Below are 16,144 nucleotides of genomic sequence, written 5' to 3' on the forward strand. Positions count from 1 at the left end.
ACGCCACGAGGGACATCCGCAGGACCCTGCGCAACGCCAAGGCGGCGCTCAAGGAGAACGGCGTCCTGCTCGCCAACGAGATGTCGGCGAACTCGCTCTTCACCCACCTGACGTTCGGCCTGCTGACGGGCTGGTGGCTCTACGAGGACGCGGAGCTGCGCATCCCCGGCTGCCCCGGCCTGTCCCCGGAGTCCTGGGCGGAGGTGCTGGAGGACGAGGGCTTCGACACCGTGTCGTTCCCGGGCGCGGGCCTCCACGACCTGGGGTACCAGATCGTCGCCGCGCGGAGCGACGGCGTGATCCGGCAGGAGGCCGAGCACGACACCGGCACCCGGTCGGACGACCGTAGCCCCAAGGCCGCCGCCGCGGCGCGACCCGCGCCACGGCGGGAGGGCCCCGCGAGCGGGGCGCCGGTCACCGACGACGCGCTGGAACAGCACGTCGAGGACGTCGTCTTCGACCAGCTCGCACAGGCCCTCAAGGTCGACAGGGCCAGGATCGACGCCGACGACGCCTTCATGGACTACGGCGTCGACTCCATCATCGGCGTCCGGCTGATCCACGAGATCAACGAGCGACTCGGCATCGAACTGGGCACCACCGACCTGTTCGACCACCCCTCGGTCCGGCAGCTGACGGCGCACGTCCTCGACGAGCACCGGGCGGAGGCCGCCGCCTCGCTGCCCGTGGCGCCGGCGACCGTCACCGCCGAGCCCGAGCCGCTCCCGTCGGAGCCCGCACCGGTGGTCGCCGCCGCCGCACGGCCGTCCCCCTCGGACCGTGAACCGATCGCGATCGTCGGCATGAGCGGCAGGTTCGGCGGCTCGCCCGACGTCGAGGCGCTGTGGGAGCACCTGGTGCGGGGGGACGACCTCGTCGAGGAGGTCTCCCGCTGGGATCTGCCGGACCCGCCCCCGGGCGCCCCGGAGTGCAGGCACGGCAGCTTCATCGACGACCACGACCGCTTCGACCCGGCGTTCTTCAACCTCTCCGGGGTCGAGGCCACCTACATGGACCCCCAGCAGCGGGTGTTCCTCGAAGAGGCGTGGAAGGCGCTGGAGGACGCGGGCTACGCCGGGTCCGCCGCCCGGGGCAGGCGCTGCGGGGTGTACGTCGGCTGCCAGGAGAGCGGGTACACCGCGCTCTTCGGCGACCAGGTCCCGGCGCCGGCGATGTGGGGCAACGCGCTCTCGGCGTTGCCCGCGCGGATCTCCTACCACCTCGACCTGCAGGGCCCCGCGGTCGCCGTGGACACGGCGTGCTCCAGCTCGCTGGTCGCCATCCACCTCGCCTGCCAGGGACTTTGGGGCGGCGAGACCGAGATGGCACTGGCGGGCGGCGTCTCCGTCCAGTGCACGCCGCAGTTCTACCGGCTCGCGGGCCGGGCGGGGATGCTCTCCCCGAGCGGCCGCTGCCACACCTTCGACGACCGAGCCGACGGGTTCGTGCCGGGCGAGGGCGTCGGGGTGGTCGTCCTCAAGAGGCTCGCCGACGCCCTCGCCGACGGGGACCACATCCACGGCGTCATCAGCGGTTCCGGGATCAACCAGGACGGGGCGTCCAACGGCATCACCGCGCCCAGCGCCAAGTCCCAGGAGCGCCTGGAGACGTCCGTCTACGACATGTTCGGGATCGACCCGGAGGGCATCCAGCTGGTCGAGGCGCACGGCACGGGCACCAAGCTCGGCGACCCCATCGAGTACCACGCGCTGAAGCGGGCCTTCGGCCGCTACACCGACCGGCGGGAGTTCTGCGCGCTGGGCTCCGTCAAGTCCAACCTCGGGCACACCATCACCGCCGCCGGCGTCGCCGGGGTCCTCAAGATCCTGCTCTCGCTGCGGCACCGGCGCATCCCGCCCTCGATCAACTTCGAAGTGGGGAACTCCCACATCGACTTCGCCGACAGCCCCTTCTACGTCAACACGGAGGACCGCCCCTGGGAGGCGGGCACGGACGGGAAGCGCCGCGCCGCCGTCAGCTCGTTCGGCGTCAGCGGGACCAACGCCCACATGGTGATCGAGGAGGCACCGCACGTCGCCCGGCAGGGGAGCGCGCACCCGGTCCACCTCGTCACCCTGTCGGCGGACAGCGCGGAGCAGCTGCGCGAGCAGGCCGAGCGGCTGGTCGCGCACTGCGCGGCGCACCCCGGGCTCGACCTGGGCGACGTGAGCTTCACCCTGCTGCTCGGGCGCAGGCACCTCCCGCACCGCCTGGCCTGTGTGGCGGGCGGCCAGGACGAGCTCGTCCACGCGCTGCGCCAGTGGCTGGCCACCGGAGCGGGCCCGAAGGTGCACGTCGGCGGGCCCGCCGAGCGCGGGCAGGGCGAGCGGGCCGCACTGAAGGGCTACGGCAACGACTGCGTCCGCCGGTCGGCCTCGGCCACCGACGCCGCGTCCCTCACCGAGCTGCTGTCGACCGTCGCGGACCTCTACGCCCAGGGGTACGACCTCGACCACGCGGGGCTGTTCGCCGGGCGGCGGCCCGTGCGCGTACCGCTGCCGACCTACCCGTTCGCCCGCGACCGCTACTGGGTGCCCGCCGCCCAGCGCCCGGCGGCGCTCGAACCGGTGGAGTCCGCACCGCATCCGCTGCTGCACGTCAACACCTCGACGTTCCGCTCGCAGCGCTACGCGTCCACCTTCACCGGCCGCGAGTACTTCCTCACCGACCATGTGGTGAAGGGGCGGAAGGTCCTGCCGGGCGTCGCCTGTCTGGAGATGGCCAGGGCGGCCGCCGAGCTGGCCGAGCCGGACCGGGACACGCCGGGGATCACGCTGCGCAACGTCGTGTGGGCGCGCCCCGTGACGGTCGACCGGAGCCCGGTGACGCTCACCACGACGCTCACCCCCGGCGACCGGGACGTGATCGACTTCGCGATCACCGGCGCGGACGCCGTCGTGCACAGCCGAGGACAGGCGATCCGGAAGCCCGGAACGCCGGCCGTGCTCGACGTCGAGCGGCTCAGGGCCGCGTGCGACCGCGCCGAACTCGACGCCGCGCGGTTGTACCCCCTGTACGAGCGGATCGGTTTCGACTACGGCCCCGCGCACCGCGGTGTCGAGCGCCTCCACATCGGCCGGGACGAGGTCCTGGTGCGGCTCGCGCAGCCCGGCACGGTGCGCGACACCCTGGACGCGTTCGTGCTGCACCCCAGCCTGCTCGACTCGATGTTGCAGGGTTCCCTGGGCATGGGGGCGGCGTCCGCGCCGGAGTCCGCCCTGGACGTCTCCGGGATGAAGCCGTCGCTGCCGTTCGCCCTGGACGAGCTGGAGATCCTCGGCCCGTGCACGGAGGGCATGTGGGCGTGGATCCGCTACAGCCCGGGCACGGCGAAGGACGGCAAGGTCTTCAAGCTCGACATCGACCTCTGCGACGAGCGGGGCGAGGTGCGCGCCCGCGTGAAGGGCATCTCCTACCGCGTTCTGGACGAGGAACCCGGCGACACCTGCGTCACCTTCCTGCCCGTGTGGGAGGCGACCGCTCGGGACGGCGCGGAGCCGGAGCCCTCGCGGCACGTCGTGCTGCTGTGCGACATGCCCGGGCTCGCCGACGCGTTGGCGGCCCGCCACCCGTCCGCCGAGGTGCTGCGCCTGACCTCCGCCGAGGCCGGGCCGGCCGGGCGGTTCACCGACTACGCCGTCCAGGCGCTGGAGCACGTCCGGCATGTCCTGCCCGGCTCCGCGCGGCAGCCCGTGCTGGTGCAGCTCGTCGTCCCGGAGGACGGCGACCGGGCACTGGCGCTGGGCCTGCTCGGGCTCCTGAAGTCCGCGCGGGCGGAGGATCCCGCCCTGCTGGTCCAGGCCGTGCTCGTCGACGCGGACGCCGGCACCGACCGCCTGGTCTCCCAGGTGGCCGAGGGCGGCCGGCGCACCGGGAGCGACTGCGTACGCTTCCGCGGTGCCGAGGCCGAGGCACTGACCTGGGCCGAGCACACGGCACCGCCGGAGCGGCGGGTCCCGTGGAAGAACGGCGGTGTCTACCTGGTCACGGGCGGGCTCGGCGGCATCGGCACGCTCGTCGCGGCGGACGCGGTCGCCGGGGCAGGCGACGTCACCGTCGTCCTGGCGGGCCGCTCACCGCTGCGCCCCGAGCAGGAAGCCCTCATCGCGGAGTGGCGCGGGCGGGGGGCGGACGTGCGCCACGCCCGCGTCGACGTCGGCGACGCCGAGGCGGTCAAGGCCCTGGTCGACGGGATCGTCCGGGACCACGGCACCCTGAACGGCGTCGTCCACGCCGCGGGGATCGTCAAGGACAACTTCGTCGGGCGCAAGACGCCGAGGGAGTGCCGCGAGGTCCTCGCGCCGAAGGTGGCGGGCGTGGTGAACCTCGACGAGGCCACCAAGGACCTGCCGCTGGACTTCTTCGTCACCTTCGCGGCCGTCGCCGGGGTGTTCGGCAACATCGGGCAGGCCGACTACGCCGCCGCCAACGCCTTCCTGGACGCCTACGCCCACCACAGGAGCGGCCTCGTGGAGCGGGGCCTGCGGGCCGGTGCCAGCGTGTCCGTCGACTGGCCGCTGTGGGCCGACGGCGGGATGCGCGTCGACGAGCGCACCGAGTCGGTGATGCGCGAGCGGCTGGGCATGGCGCCCATGCCGGCCGCGATGGGCGTACAGGCGCTCCACGCCGCCCTCGACGCCGCCCACACCCAGGTCCTGGTCATCGCGGGCGACGCCACGAGGATCAGGCGGACGGTGCTGCGCGAGGACCCGCGGCCGGAGCCGGCGCCCGCCCTCCCGGCCGCGGACCGCCCGCACGCCGCCACCGACCGCGGGGCCACCGATCGCGGGGCCGCCCACGCCAAGGTCGTCGGGTACCTGCGCACCGTCATCTCGGAGGCCATCCAGGTCCCGGCGCGCCGCCTCGACGCGGCCGCGCCCTTCGAGCGGTACGGCATCGACTCGGTGCTGGCGCTGACCATCACCGACCGGCTGGAAGCCGACCTCGGCTCGCTGTCCAAGACACTGCTGTTCGAGCACCAGTGCATCGACGACCTCGGCCGGTACCTCCTCGGGGCCCACGCGGACGCGCTGGCGTCGCTCCTGGGCATCGGTGCCGCGCCGGAGCGGCCCACCGCCGTACCGGAGCGGCCGGTCGCCGAACCGCCCGCACGGGCGCACACCGCGCCCGAGCCCTTCGTACGGCCGGCCGAGGCCTCCGTGGCACCGGCCGGACCCCGCGAGGAGGAGCCGATCGCGGTCGTCGGTCTCGCCGGCCGCTACCCCGGGGCCGCGGACCTGGACGAGCTGTGGGAGAACCTGGTCGCCGCCCGCGACGGCGTCACCCAGGTGCCGGCGGACCGCTGGGACCGGGAGCCGGTCACCGGCGAGCCGGGCGAGGTCCCCCGGTGGGGCGGCTTCCTCGACTCCGTCGCCGACTTCGACGCGCTGCTGTTCAACGTCGCGCCCAGCGAGGCAGCGATCATGGACCCGCAGACCCGGCTGTTCCTCGAATGCGTGTGGACCCTGCTGGAGAGCTCCGGGTACACCCGGGAGAGGCTGCGGACCAGGCACGGGGGCCGCGTCGGAGTCTACGTCGGCACCATGTACCAGCAGTACCAGCTGCTGTCGTCCGACGTCGTCCACGAGTCCATCACGTCGGTGGTCTCCGCGAGCGCCGTGGCGAACCGGGTCTCACACTTCTTCGACCTGCGCGGGCCGAGCATGGCGGTCGACACCACCTGCTCCTCGTCGCTGGTGGCCCTCCACATGGCGTGCGAGGAACTGCGCCGGGGCGGCAGCGAGCTGATGATCGTGGGCGGCGTCAACCTCTCGCTCCACCCCAAGAAGTACCTGGGGCTGCGCATGACGGGTCTGATGGGCAGCGGCCCGGACAGCAGGGCGTTCCTCGACGGCGACGGGTTCGTCCCCGCGGAGGGCGTCGGCGCCGTCCTGCTCAAGCCCCTGTCCCGTGCCGTCGATGACGGGGACGAGGTCCTGGCGGTGATCAGGTCGAGCGCGGTCAACCACAAGGGCCGTACGAGCGGCCCCATGGTGCCCAGCGTCGAGCAGCAGGAAGAGCTGGTGGAGGAGAACCTGCGCAGAGCAGGGGTGCACCCGCGTACCGTCAGCTACGTCGAGGCGTCCGCCAACGGCTCGCAGATGGGCGACGCCATCGAGTTCGCGGCGCTCAGGAACGTCTTCGGCAGGCACACGCCGGACGAGGGCTTCTGCGCGCTGGGGACGGTCAAGTCCACGCTCGGCAACCTCGAAGCGGCGTCGGGCGTCGCCCAGCTCAGCAAGGTCGTCCTGCAGATGCGGCACGGCCGGCTCACCCCGCCCCTGCTGCGCGGCAGGCTCAACCCCGGCCTGGAGCTCGACGGGACCGCGTTCTACCTCCCGGAGCGAGCAACTCCGTGGGACCGGCCCGTGGTCGAGATCGACGGGGTGCGACGGGAGTATCCGAGGCGCGCGACCATCAGCGCCTTCGGGGCGGGCGGATCCAACGCCCACCTGGTCGTCGAGGAATACCTCCCGGCAGCCGACGCTCCGGTGCCCGCCGATGACGTCCCGGAGCCGCGGATCGTGGTCCTCTCGGCCCGCACCGCGGACCGGCTGCGGGCCCACGCCCACCGGGTGCTGGAGTTCGTGAGGACCCACGAGGGGCTGTCCGTCGCCGATCTCGCGTACACGCTCCAGAGCGGACGGGAGGCCATGGAACACCGGCTGGCCCTGGTCGCCGAGGACGAGAAGCAGCTCGTCGAGGGCCTGGAGCACTTCCTGCGGGACGGGGCGGCGGACACGGCCCCCGTACCGCTCTTCACCGGCGACACCCGGCGTGACGGTGCGGACATCGGCGCGCTGCTGACCGGGTCGGCCGGTGAGGCGCTCGTCCGGCAGCTCCTCGCCGAGAACCGGCCGGAGGACGTCGCCCTGTTCTGGGCACGGGGAGGAGTGGTGCCCTGGGACCGCGTCCAGGGCGCGGGCAGGGTGCTCTCGGCACTGCCCACCTACCCCTTCGAGCGGCGGCGGCACTGGGTCAACCCCGGCCGGCCGGACGGGACCGCGGCCGTGGCACCGCCCACGGAAGCCCCGGAGCCGGAGCCGGAGCCGCGCCCCGCGCCGGACGGGATCCCGGCCCTCGTCGCCGACCTCCTCGGCCTGCCCGTAGCGGACCTCGACCTCGACACCCCGCTGGAGGACCTCGGCTTCAGCTCCATCCTGGCGACCCAGCTGCTCCAGCGGATCCAGCGGGTCACCCCCGGGGCGAGTCTGGGCGAGCTGACCGACTGCCGCTCGACGCGGGACCTGGTGCGCCGGTTCGGGGCCGCGCCCCGGACGGACTCCCCGGATTCCGGCGGACCGGCGGGGATACCGGAGGTCGTCCACCTCAACGGGAGCGGCGAGGGCAGGCCGGTCTTCTGGTTCCACGGCGGGCTCGGCGGCGTCGAGGCGTACGGTGCCGTCGCCGACAGCATCGAACGGCCCTTCTACGGCATCCAGGCCAGGGGCTGGATGACCGACAGCGAACCGCTGACGGGCGTCCCCGCGATGGCGGCCCACTACGCCGCCATCATCCGGACCGTCCAGCCCGAGGGCCCGTACGACCTGGGCGGGTACTCGCTCGGCGGAATGCTGGCCTACGAGGTCGCGCGCCAGCTCCAGGAAGCGGACTGCGTCGTCGAGACGATCACCATGCTGGACACGATGTACGGCGACGAGGTCAAGGCCAGGACCATGTCCCGCAAGGACATGGTGCTGCAACAGGTGAACGCGCTGCTGCAGGCCGGAGCCGGGGCCGGGCCCGCGGACCCCGACGCGCCCGCGGCGTTCATCGCGGGCTACGAGGTGGACCTGAGCCGCGACGCCGACGACCTGCTGGACGAGCTGCTCCCACTGGCCCGGCAGCGGGGCCTGGTCGGGGAGACGGACGCGGTGCGCGCACTCATCGAGCGGAACATCCGCGTCCTGGAGGCGTACCAGGTGCTGGAGTACGAGGTGCCGCCGCTGCCCCGCCCCGAGTCGGTGACCTGCTTCTACTTCCGCAACAGCAGCGGTCTCTTCTACGGTGACCTCGAACCGGTGCTGTCGACCCAGGACGACGCCAAGGCGCTGGACCACGTCGTGTACTGGAGCGAGTGGGAGCGGCGCATCCCCGACTTCCAGCGGACCGATGTCGACTCGTCGAACCACTTCATGATGCTCAGCGACGAGCCTTCGCTGTCCGCCATCCGCGCCTTCTGCAAGGTCTTCTACTCCAGCGGCAGGGAGAAGAACCGGATCGCCAACGCCAAGAAGTGGGTGGGTCGCCGCCGCGCCAAGCGGCCGGCCCCGACCCGGTGACCACGCACGCGCCCCGCGAGGGTGGCGAGAACAGAGAGGGCTTGTCGTGAAGACCTACGTTTTCCCCGGTCAGGGGTCACAGAAGAAGACGATGGGAGGCACCCTGTTCGACGAGTTCGCGTCGCTCACCCGGGCGGCCGACTCGATCCTGGGCTACTCCATCAAGGAGCTGTGCCTGGAGGACCCGGACAACCGGCTGAACCGGACCGAGTTCACCCAGCCCGCCCTCTACGTCGTCAACGCGCTGTCGTACTACAAGAAGTTGCAGGAATCGGAGCCGGCACCGGACTACCTCGCCGGGCACAGCCTCGGCGAGTTCAACGCCCTGCTGGCCGCGGAATGCTTCAGCTTCGAGACCGGGCTGCGGCTGGTGCGCAAGCGGGGCGAGCTGATGGCCCAGGCGCAGGAGGGCGCGATGGCGGCCGTGCTCAACGCGTCGGCCGAGGAGATCCGGACCATCCTCGACGACAACGGCCTCACCTCGATCGACCTGGCGAACTTCAACTCCGCGTCACAGATCGTGATCTCGGGGCCGCCGGAGGACATCAAGGCGGCCCGGCCGCTCTTCCAGTCCGGAAAACACCTGTTCGCCCCGCTGAACACCAGCGGCGCCTTCCACTCCCGGTACATGGAGCCGGCGCGCCGGGAGTTCGCGCGCTTCCTGGAGACCGTGGACTTCGCCCCGCAGAAGGTCCCGGTCGTCTCGAACGTGACCGCCCGCCCCTACGAGGACCACCGGGCCAAGGAACTCCTGGCCGATCAACTGACCAGCGCGGTGCGCTGGTCGGACAGTGTGGAGCACCTGCTCGGGCTCGGGGAGATGGAGTTCGAGGAGCTGGGGCACGGCAACGTCCTGACCAAGCTGATCGGGAAGATCCGCAGGGAGGCGCCGCAGGAGCGGCCGCGGCCCGCCGTGGCCGAGCCGCCCCTGTCCGCGCAGGAGCTGGTGCGGCGGTGGAACGAGCGTCATCCGGTCGGCACCCGTGTGCGGTCCACGGTCGGCGAGTACCGGGACCTGGAGACCGCCACTCCGGCGACGGTGCTTTTCGGCCACCGGGCGGCGGTGTACATGATCGGATATCAGGGCTACTTTGATCTTACTGAGATCGAGACGGTCAACTAGTGTGGCGGATCGGGAGGGTTGACGTGAGGCGTATGTGCCGGCGTCGCCCAGGGGGAGGAATCTCATGATGCCCGTGGGCATTGAGGCGATGAACGTCTTCGCGGGTACGAGCTATGTGGACGTCGGCAAGCTGGCGGTCCACCGCGGACTCGACACCGCCCGGTTCGAGAACCTCCTGATGAAGGAGAAGACCGTCGCGCTGCCGGACGAGGATCCGGTCACGTTCGGGGTCAACGCCGCGAAGCCGATCATCGACGCGCTCAGCGAGGAGGAGCGCGACCGGATCGAGATGGTGATCACCGCGACGGAGTCGGCCTTCGACTTCGGCAAGTCGATGAGCACCTACTTCCACAGCCTGCTCGGGCTGGGGCGCAACTGCCGCCTCATGGAGATCAAGGTCGCGTGCTACTCGGGTGTGGCCGCGCTGCAGACCGCGGCGAACTTCGTGCTGTCGCAGACGTCGCCGGGCGCCAAGGCGCTGGTGATCGCCACCGACCTCACCCGGTTCATGGTGGCCGAAGGCGGTGACGCCCTTTCCGAGGACTGGTCCTTCGCCGAACCCAGCGGAGGGGCCGGCGCGGTCGCCATGCTGGTCAGCGACAACCCGAAGATCTTCCAGATCGACGTGGGCGCGAGCGGCTACTACGGCCACGAGGTGATGGACACCTGCCGGCCGCTGCCCGACAGCGAGGCGGGCAACGCCGAGCTGTCGCTGCTGTCCTACCTCGACTGCTGCGAGAACGCCTTCCTGGAGTACCAGCGGCGCGTGGGTGACGTGGACTTCGTCGACACCTTCGGCTACCTGGCGTTCCACACGCCCTTCGGCGGCATGGTCAAGGGCGCGCACCGCAACCTGATGCGGAAGATGAACAAGGCGCGCCCGGCGGCCATCGAGGAGGACTTCACGCGCCGCATGGGGCCGGGGCTGACGTACTGCCGGCGGGTCGGCAACGTCATGGGGGCCACCACGATGCTGTCGCTGGCCAGCACCATCGACAACGCGGACCTGTCCGGCGGCCCCCAGCGCGTGGGGTGCTTCTCCTACGGCTCCGGATGCTGCTCGGAGTTCTTCAGCGGGGTGGTGCGCCCGGAGAGCCAGACGCACCTGCGCCGGATGGGCATAGCGGCGTCCCTGGACGACCGGTACGAGCTGGACATGGCCCAGTACGACCTGCTGCTCAAGAACAACGACGCGGTCAGGTTCGGTACGCGCAACGTCGAACTCGCCGGCGCCGGCGTCCCCGAGGCCAGGGCCGCGCTCAGCCGCGAGCGGCTGTTCCTGAAGCGCATCAACGAGTTCCACCGGGAGTACGAGTGGGTCTCCTGACCGGCGTCGCGTACGAGACCGTCGAGGTCCGGTTCGACAACGAGATCTGCTTCCTGCGGATCAACCGGCCCGACGACGAGAACCGGATCAGCGGCCGCCTGGTCGAGGAGTGCGCGAGGGTCGTCGAGTTCTGCGAGGAGCACGCGAAGGTGCTCGTGCTCGAAGGCCTCCCCGAGGTCTTCTGCACGGGCGCCGACTTCCAGGAGATCAGCTCGGCGCCGCGGGGCGACGGATACGAGCGGTCGCACGCCGAGGCGCTGTACGACCTCTGGCTGTCGATCGCCCTGGGCTCGTTCGTCTCCGTCGCGCACGTGCGCGGCAGGGTCAACGCCGGGGGCGTGGGCTTCGTCGCCGCGTGCGACGTCGTCCTGTGCGAGGAGAAGACGGTCTTCAGCCTCTCGGAGCTGCTGTTCGGCCTGATGCCCGCGTGCGTGATGCCCTTCCTCATCAGGAAGGTCGGCGTCGCGAAGGCCAACTACCTGACCCTGATGACCCAGCCGGTCACCGCCCGGCAGGCACTGGACTGGCAGCTGGTCGACGCCTGCGAGGACAACAGCGCCAACCTGCTCCGCAAGCACCTGCTGCGGCTGCGCTACCTGCCGAAGACCGGCGTCGCGCGCTACAAGAAATACCTCGGAGCGCTCGACGACACGCTGGTCGCGTCCCGCGAGAAGGCGATCGAGGCGAACCGCGAGGTCTTCTCCGACCCGGAGAACCTGGCCAAGATCTCGCGCTACGTGCGGACGGGGCAGTTCCCCTGGGAGGAGGAGTAGCGCATGCGGGACGAACCGGTGGGCTACACCGACGTCGGAAACGGCGTGGTCCAGATCACCATGCAGGACAGGGAACACAAGAACACGTTCTCCGGCCGGCTGATCAACGGCCTGAGCGAGGCGTTCGAGCGGGTGGCGGCCGACGGGCGGTGCAAGGCCGTGGTCCTCACGGGCTACGACAACTACTTCGCCAGCGGCGGCACCAAGGAGAGCCTGCTGCAGATCCAGGACCGCCGGATCAGCTTCACCGACTCCAACATCTACGGGCTGGCCCTGGACTGTCCCGTCCCGGTCATCTCCGCGATGCAGGGGCACGGCATCGGCGGCGGGTTCGCCATGGGGCTCTTCGCCGACTTCGTCGTCCTCAGCCAGGAGAGCGTCTACACGACGAACTTCATGCAGTACGGCTTCACTCCCGGCATGGGCGCGACGCTGATCCTGCCCAGGAAGCTCGGCTTCAGCCTGGGGCACGACATGCTGCTGTCCGCGAGGACCTTCTACGGACGCGACCTGAAGGAGCGGGGGGTCCCCTTCCCCGTCCTGCGGCGCGCCGAGGTCCTGCCCTACGCGCTGGAGCTGGCGGAGAACCTCGCCGAGAAGCCGCGGGTCTCCCTCATCACCCTCAAGGACCACCTCGTGTCGGACCTGCGGGCCGAACTCCCCTCGTACATCGAGCGCGAGGTGGCGATGCACGACAAGACCTTCCACCAGCCCGAGGTTCGCGACCTCATCCAATCCCGGTATCTAGGCGGTTGACGACATGTCCATTCAAGAAGTGTTCGACCTGGTCGTGAAGCACACGTGCGAGGTCATGCCCGAACTCGACGGCCACACCTTCGTCGCCACCGATTCGCTGCGGGACCTGGGGGCCAACTCCATGGACCGGGCGGACGTCATCATGATGACGCTGGAGGCGCTGGAGGTGACCATCCCGCTGACCGAGCTGGCGGGCGCGAACAACATCGGTGAACTGGCGAAGCTCATCCATGACAAGTCCGCTTCCTGACCAGCGCGATGTGGTGATCACCGGCCTCGGGGTCACCACCGCCGTGGGCCAGGGCAAAGACGAGTTCACCACCGCGCTCTTCGAAGGCCGCCACGCCTTCGCCCCGATGCGCCGGCCCGGCAGGACCCTGCCGGGCGACGAGTCGGCGGCGCCCTTCCTGGGCGCCGAGATCGCGGAGCTGGTGGTACCCGAGGCGATCCCCGCCCGGGTACTGCGCACCGCGTCCCTGTCCGCCCGCGTCGCCCTGGCGACACTCTCCGAGGCCTGGCACGAGGCGGCTCTCGACGACGCCGACCCCAGCCGCATCGGTCTGGTCGTCGGCGGGTCCAACGTCCAGCAGCGGGAGCTGACGCAGGCGCACGCCCGGCACGCCGACCATCCGGAGTTTGTACGCCCCACATACGGCCTGACCTTCATGGACAGCGACCTGTGCGGGCTGTGCACCGAGCTGTTCCCCGTCCGCGGCTTCGCCCACACGCTGGGCGGCGCCTCGGCCAGCGGCCAGCTCGCCGTCCTGCAGGCCGTACGGGCCGTGCGGTCGGGCCAGGTCGACGTGTGCATCGCCCTGGGGGCGCTGATGGACCTCTCGTACTGGGAGTTCCTGGCGTTCCGGTCCATGGGCGCCATGGGGTCCGACCGCTTCGCCGACGACCCCGGCGCGGCGTGCCGGCCGTTCGACCGGCAGCGGGACGGGTTCGTCTTCGGCGAGGCCTGCGGAGCGGTCGTCGTGGAGCGGGAGGGCGCCCGTCACCACCCCGAGCCGTACGCCCGGGTGATCGGCACGGCCACCGCCGTGGACGGCAACCGGAACCCCGATCCCTCGCTGGCGGGGGAGATCAGCGTCATCGAGGGAGCGCTGGCGGAGGCCGGCCTCTCGGCGGGCGACATCGAGTACGTCAACCCGCACGGGACCGGCTCGCCGATCGGTGACGACACCGAACTCCGCGCCCTCGCCACGTGCGGCCTGGGCGACGCGCGGATCAACGCCACCAAGTCGATCACCGGGCACGGTCTGACCGCGGCCGGCGCGGTGGAGGTCGTGGCGACGCTGCTGCAGATGCGGGAGCAACGGCTGCACCCCACCCGCAACCTGGCCGACCCGGTGGACCCCTCGTTCGGGTGGGTGCGGGAGGAGTCGCTGCCGTACGCGTTCGAGACCGCCATCAGTCTCAGCATGGGGTTCGGCGGCCTGAGCTCGGCGATCTGCCTGCGGAAGTGGCGATGACCGGACCCGTTGTCTTCATGTACTCGGGACAGGGGTCCCAGTACTTCCACATGACGCGTGAGCTGTACGAGAGCAACGCGCGCTACCGGCTCTGGCTGGACCACTGCGACGAGATCGCCTCGCCCCTCCTCGGGAAGTCGCTGCTGGACACGGTCTTCGACCCCCGGCGGGACAGGAGCGACCCGTTCGACTCCCTGCCGGATTCCAGCGCGGCGCTGGTCTGCGTCGAGTACAGCCTGACGCGAGTCGTCCAGGAACTCGGCCACCAGTGCGACTTCCTCGTCGGCTACAGCCTGGGGGAGATCACCGCGGCCGTGGTGGCGGAGGCACTGTCCCTGGAGGACGGCATCGGCTTCGCGGTGGAGTTCGCGCGCCTGCTGGAGGAGAGGACCCCACGCGCCGGCATGCTGGCGGTCTTCGGCTCGTCGGAGCTCCTGCGGACGCACGAGGCCCTGTTCGCGGACTGCTGGGTGACGGGGCGCAACTTCGACGGCAACTTCGTCGTGAGCGGGCGTGCCGCCGACATCGACGCGCTCGAGCGCGCGCTGGAGGCGAGGTCCGTCCTGTGCCAGCGGCTGCCCGTCGACTACGGCGTGCACACCGAGCTGATGGATCCCGTCGAGGAACAGGCCCGGCGCCTCATGGCCCCGCTGAGCTTCTCGCCGCCGCGGGTCCCGATCGTCTCGTCCGCCACCGCCGACAGGGTCGGCGAGGTGTCCGCCGACGGCATCTGGGCGGCCGTGCGACAGCCCGTCGAGTTCTCCCGCACCATCGAGAAGGCGACCGCCGCGGGCGGTGCGACGTTCGTCGACCTCGGCCCCAGCGGCACGCTGGCCACCTTCGTGAAGTACATCGCCGGACCGGGCGACGGCTCCCGCCACGTGAGCGCCGTCAACCGCTTCGGCAACGACGTGAAGTCGATGAACGACTTCCGGGCGTTCATGGCGGCGCTGTGACGCCGCTGTGCCCCCCACCACCCGTTCGGCATGGTTTTCCGATGTCGACAGAGCATGATCGAGGAGTTGTGTCGATGAGCGACGGCAGCCCGATGCCGAGTCAGGCCGAACAAGAGGCCTTCGAGCAGAACCCCCACCTGCTGTACAGCGCCCTGCGGGCGGAGGCCCCGGTCAGCAAGGTGACAGCGCCGGGTGGGCTGGGCGTGTGGATGGTGACCCGCCACGAGGACGCCCGTCCCGCCCTGAGCAGCACCAAGCTGTCCAAGAACGTCGAGGTCGGACAGAAGGTGATCGAGCAGAACACCGACAGCGAGGAAACGCGGCTGATGTTCGCGACCGAGCTGTCGGCCCACATGCTCAACTCCGACCCGCCGGTCCACACCCGCCTGCGCAAGCTGGTCAACAAGGTGTTCACCCCGCGGGCCGTGGAACGGCTCCGCCCCCGGATCGAGGAGGTCACGACCGAGCTCCTCGACGCGATGGAGCGCGAGGGCCGGGTGGACCTGATGAGCGCCTTCGCCGCCCCGCTGCCGATCGCGGTGATCTGCGAGCTCCTCGGCGTCCCGCTGCTCGACCAGGACCGGTTCCGCGGCTGGGTCGCCGCGCAGCTCTCCGGTGACCCGGAGCGGCTCGCCGAAGCCGCGCCCGCCCTGCTCGGGTACCTCGACGAGCTGGTCGCGAGCAAGCGCGCCAACCCCTCCGACGACCTGCTCACCGACCTGGTGCACGCCAGCGACGGCGACGACAAACTCAGCGCCCAGGAACTGGTCTCGATGGCGTTCCTGCTGCTGGTCGCGGGCCACGAGACGACGGTGAACCTCATCGGCAACGGCGTGCTCGCGCTGCTGCGCCACCCGGACCAGCTCGCCGCGCTGCGCGCCGACCGCTCGCTGCTGCCCAACGCCATCGAGGAGTTCCTGCGCTACGAGGGCCCGGTCAACACCGCCTCACTGCGGTTCACCACCGAACCGGTCGAGCTGGGCGGGGTGGTCATACCGGAGAACCAGCTCGTGGTGGTCGCCATCGCGGCGGCCAACCGCGACGAGGACCAGTTCCCCGACGCGGACAAGCTGGACATCACCCGGGAGACCGGCGGTCACCTGGCGTTCGGCCACGGCATCCACTACTGCGTGGGCGCCCCGCTGGCCCGGTTGGAGGCCGAGATCGCGTTCGGCCGGCTGCTCGACCGGTTCCCCGACATCCGGCTGGACGTCGACGAGGCGGACGTGCGCTGGAAGCCCGGCACGGTGCTGCGGGCGCTGCGGGCCCTGCCGGTGCGCGTCGGCGCGGAGTAGCCCGGCCCGGGCACGACATGGGGCCGGGGGGGGGGGGGGGGGGGGGGGGGGGGGGGGGGGAGGGGGGGGGGCGGGGGGGGGGGGGGGGGGGGGGGAATGAGGGACCACATACACCCCACCACCAGCCTATGATCATGGGCTCTTTCTTCACCACCCA

9 protein-coding genes (1 of these 9 only partly in view) are annotated in these 16,144 nt (G+C 71.2%); all 9 read left to right on the forward strand.

What is annotated here, in order from left to right; all coding sequences use genetic code 11:
- Positions 1–8,282: the 3' portion of an SDR family NAD(P)-dependent oxidoreductase gene (locus AC07BS_RS27590; protein WP_478934831.1), read on the forward strand. It extends 892 nt beyond the left edge of the window; only the last 8,282 of its 9,174 coding nucleotides appear in the window; its start codon lies beyond the left edge, outside the window; the stop codon is at positions 8,280–8,282.
- Positions 8,283–8,328: 46 nt separating this feature from the next.
- Positions 8,329–9,405: an ACP S-malonyltransferase gene (gene fabD, locus AC07BS_RS27595; RefSeq protein ID WP_478647638.1), complete on the forward strand. Its 1,077-nt coding sequence runs from the start codon at positions 8,329–8,331 to the stop codon at positions 9,403–9,405.
- A gap of 67 nt (positions 9,406–9,472) precedes the next feature.
- Entirely contained in the window at positions 9,473–10,732 is a 1,260-nt protein-coding gene (locus AC07BS_RS27600; protein ID WP_478647637.1) for a hydroxymethylglutaryl-CoA synthase family protein, read from the forward strand.
- The gene (locus tag AC07BS_RS27605) at positions 10,720–11,505 is read left to right on the forward strand and encodes an enoyl-CoA hydratase/isomerase (RefSeq protein WP_478934832.1); all 786 of its coding nucleotides are present in this window, start codon (positions 10,720–10,722) and stop codon (positions 11,503–11,505) included. Before AC07BS_RS27600 ends, AC07BS_RS27605 begins: the two co-directional genes overlap by 13 nt.
- 3 nt (positions 11,506–11,508) lie before the next feature.
- A complete protein-coding gene (locus AC07BS_RS27610) occupies positions 11,509–12,261 on the forward strand; it encodes a polyketide synthase (RefSeq protein WP_478934833.1) in 753 nt (250 codons plus the stop codon).
- A 4-nt stretch (positions 12,262–12,265) separates the two neighbouring features.
- Positions 12,266–12,511, forward strand: a complete 246-nt coding sequence (locus AC07BS_RS27615; protein WP_478647631.1) for an acyl carrier protein — start codon at positions 12,266–12,268, stop codon at positions 12,509–12,511.
- Positions 12,492–13,736, forward strand: a complete 1,245-nt coding sequence (locus tag AC07BS_RS27620) for a beta-ketoacyl synthase N-terminal-like domain-containing protein (RefSeq protein ID WP_478647629.1) — start codon at positions 12,492–12,494, stop codon at positions 13,734–13,736. Before AC07BS_RS27615 ends, AC07BS_RS27620 begins: the two co-directional genes overlap by 20 nt.
- Positions 13,733–14,692 (forward strand): acyltransferase domain-containing protein, encoded by a 960-nt coding sequence (locus tag AC07BS_RS27625; protein WP_478647627.1) that lies wholly within the window; start codon positions 13,733–13,735, stop codon positions 14,690–14,692. The genes AC07BS_RS27620 and AC07BS_RS27625 overlap by 4 nt, the downstream gene beginning before the upstream one ends.
- Before the next feature lie 74 nt (positions 14,693–14,766).
- Complete coding sequence (locus tag AC07BS_RS27630; RefSeq protein WP_478647626.1) at positions 14,767–15,987, forward strand: cytochrome P450 family protein; 1,221 nt, start codon at positions 14,767–14,769, stop codon at positions 15,985–15,987.
- The last annotated feature ends 157 nt before the right edge of the window (positions 15,988–16,144 follow it).

The sequence above is a fragment of the Streptomyces sp. NPDC044063 genome, from assembly GCF_056434285.1.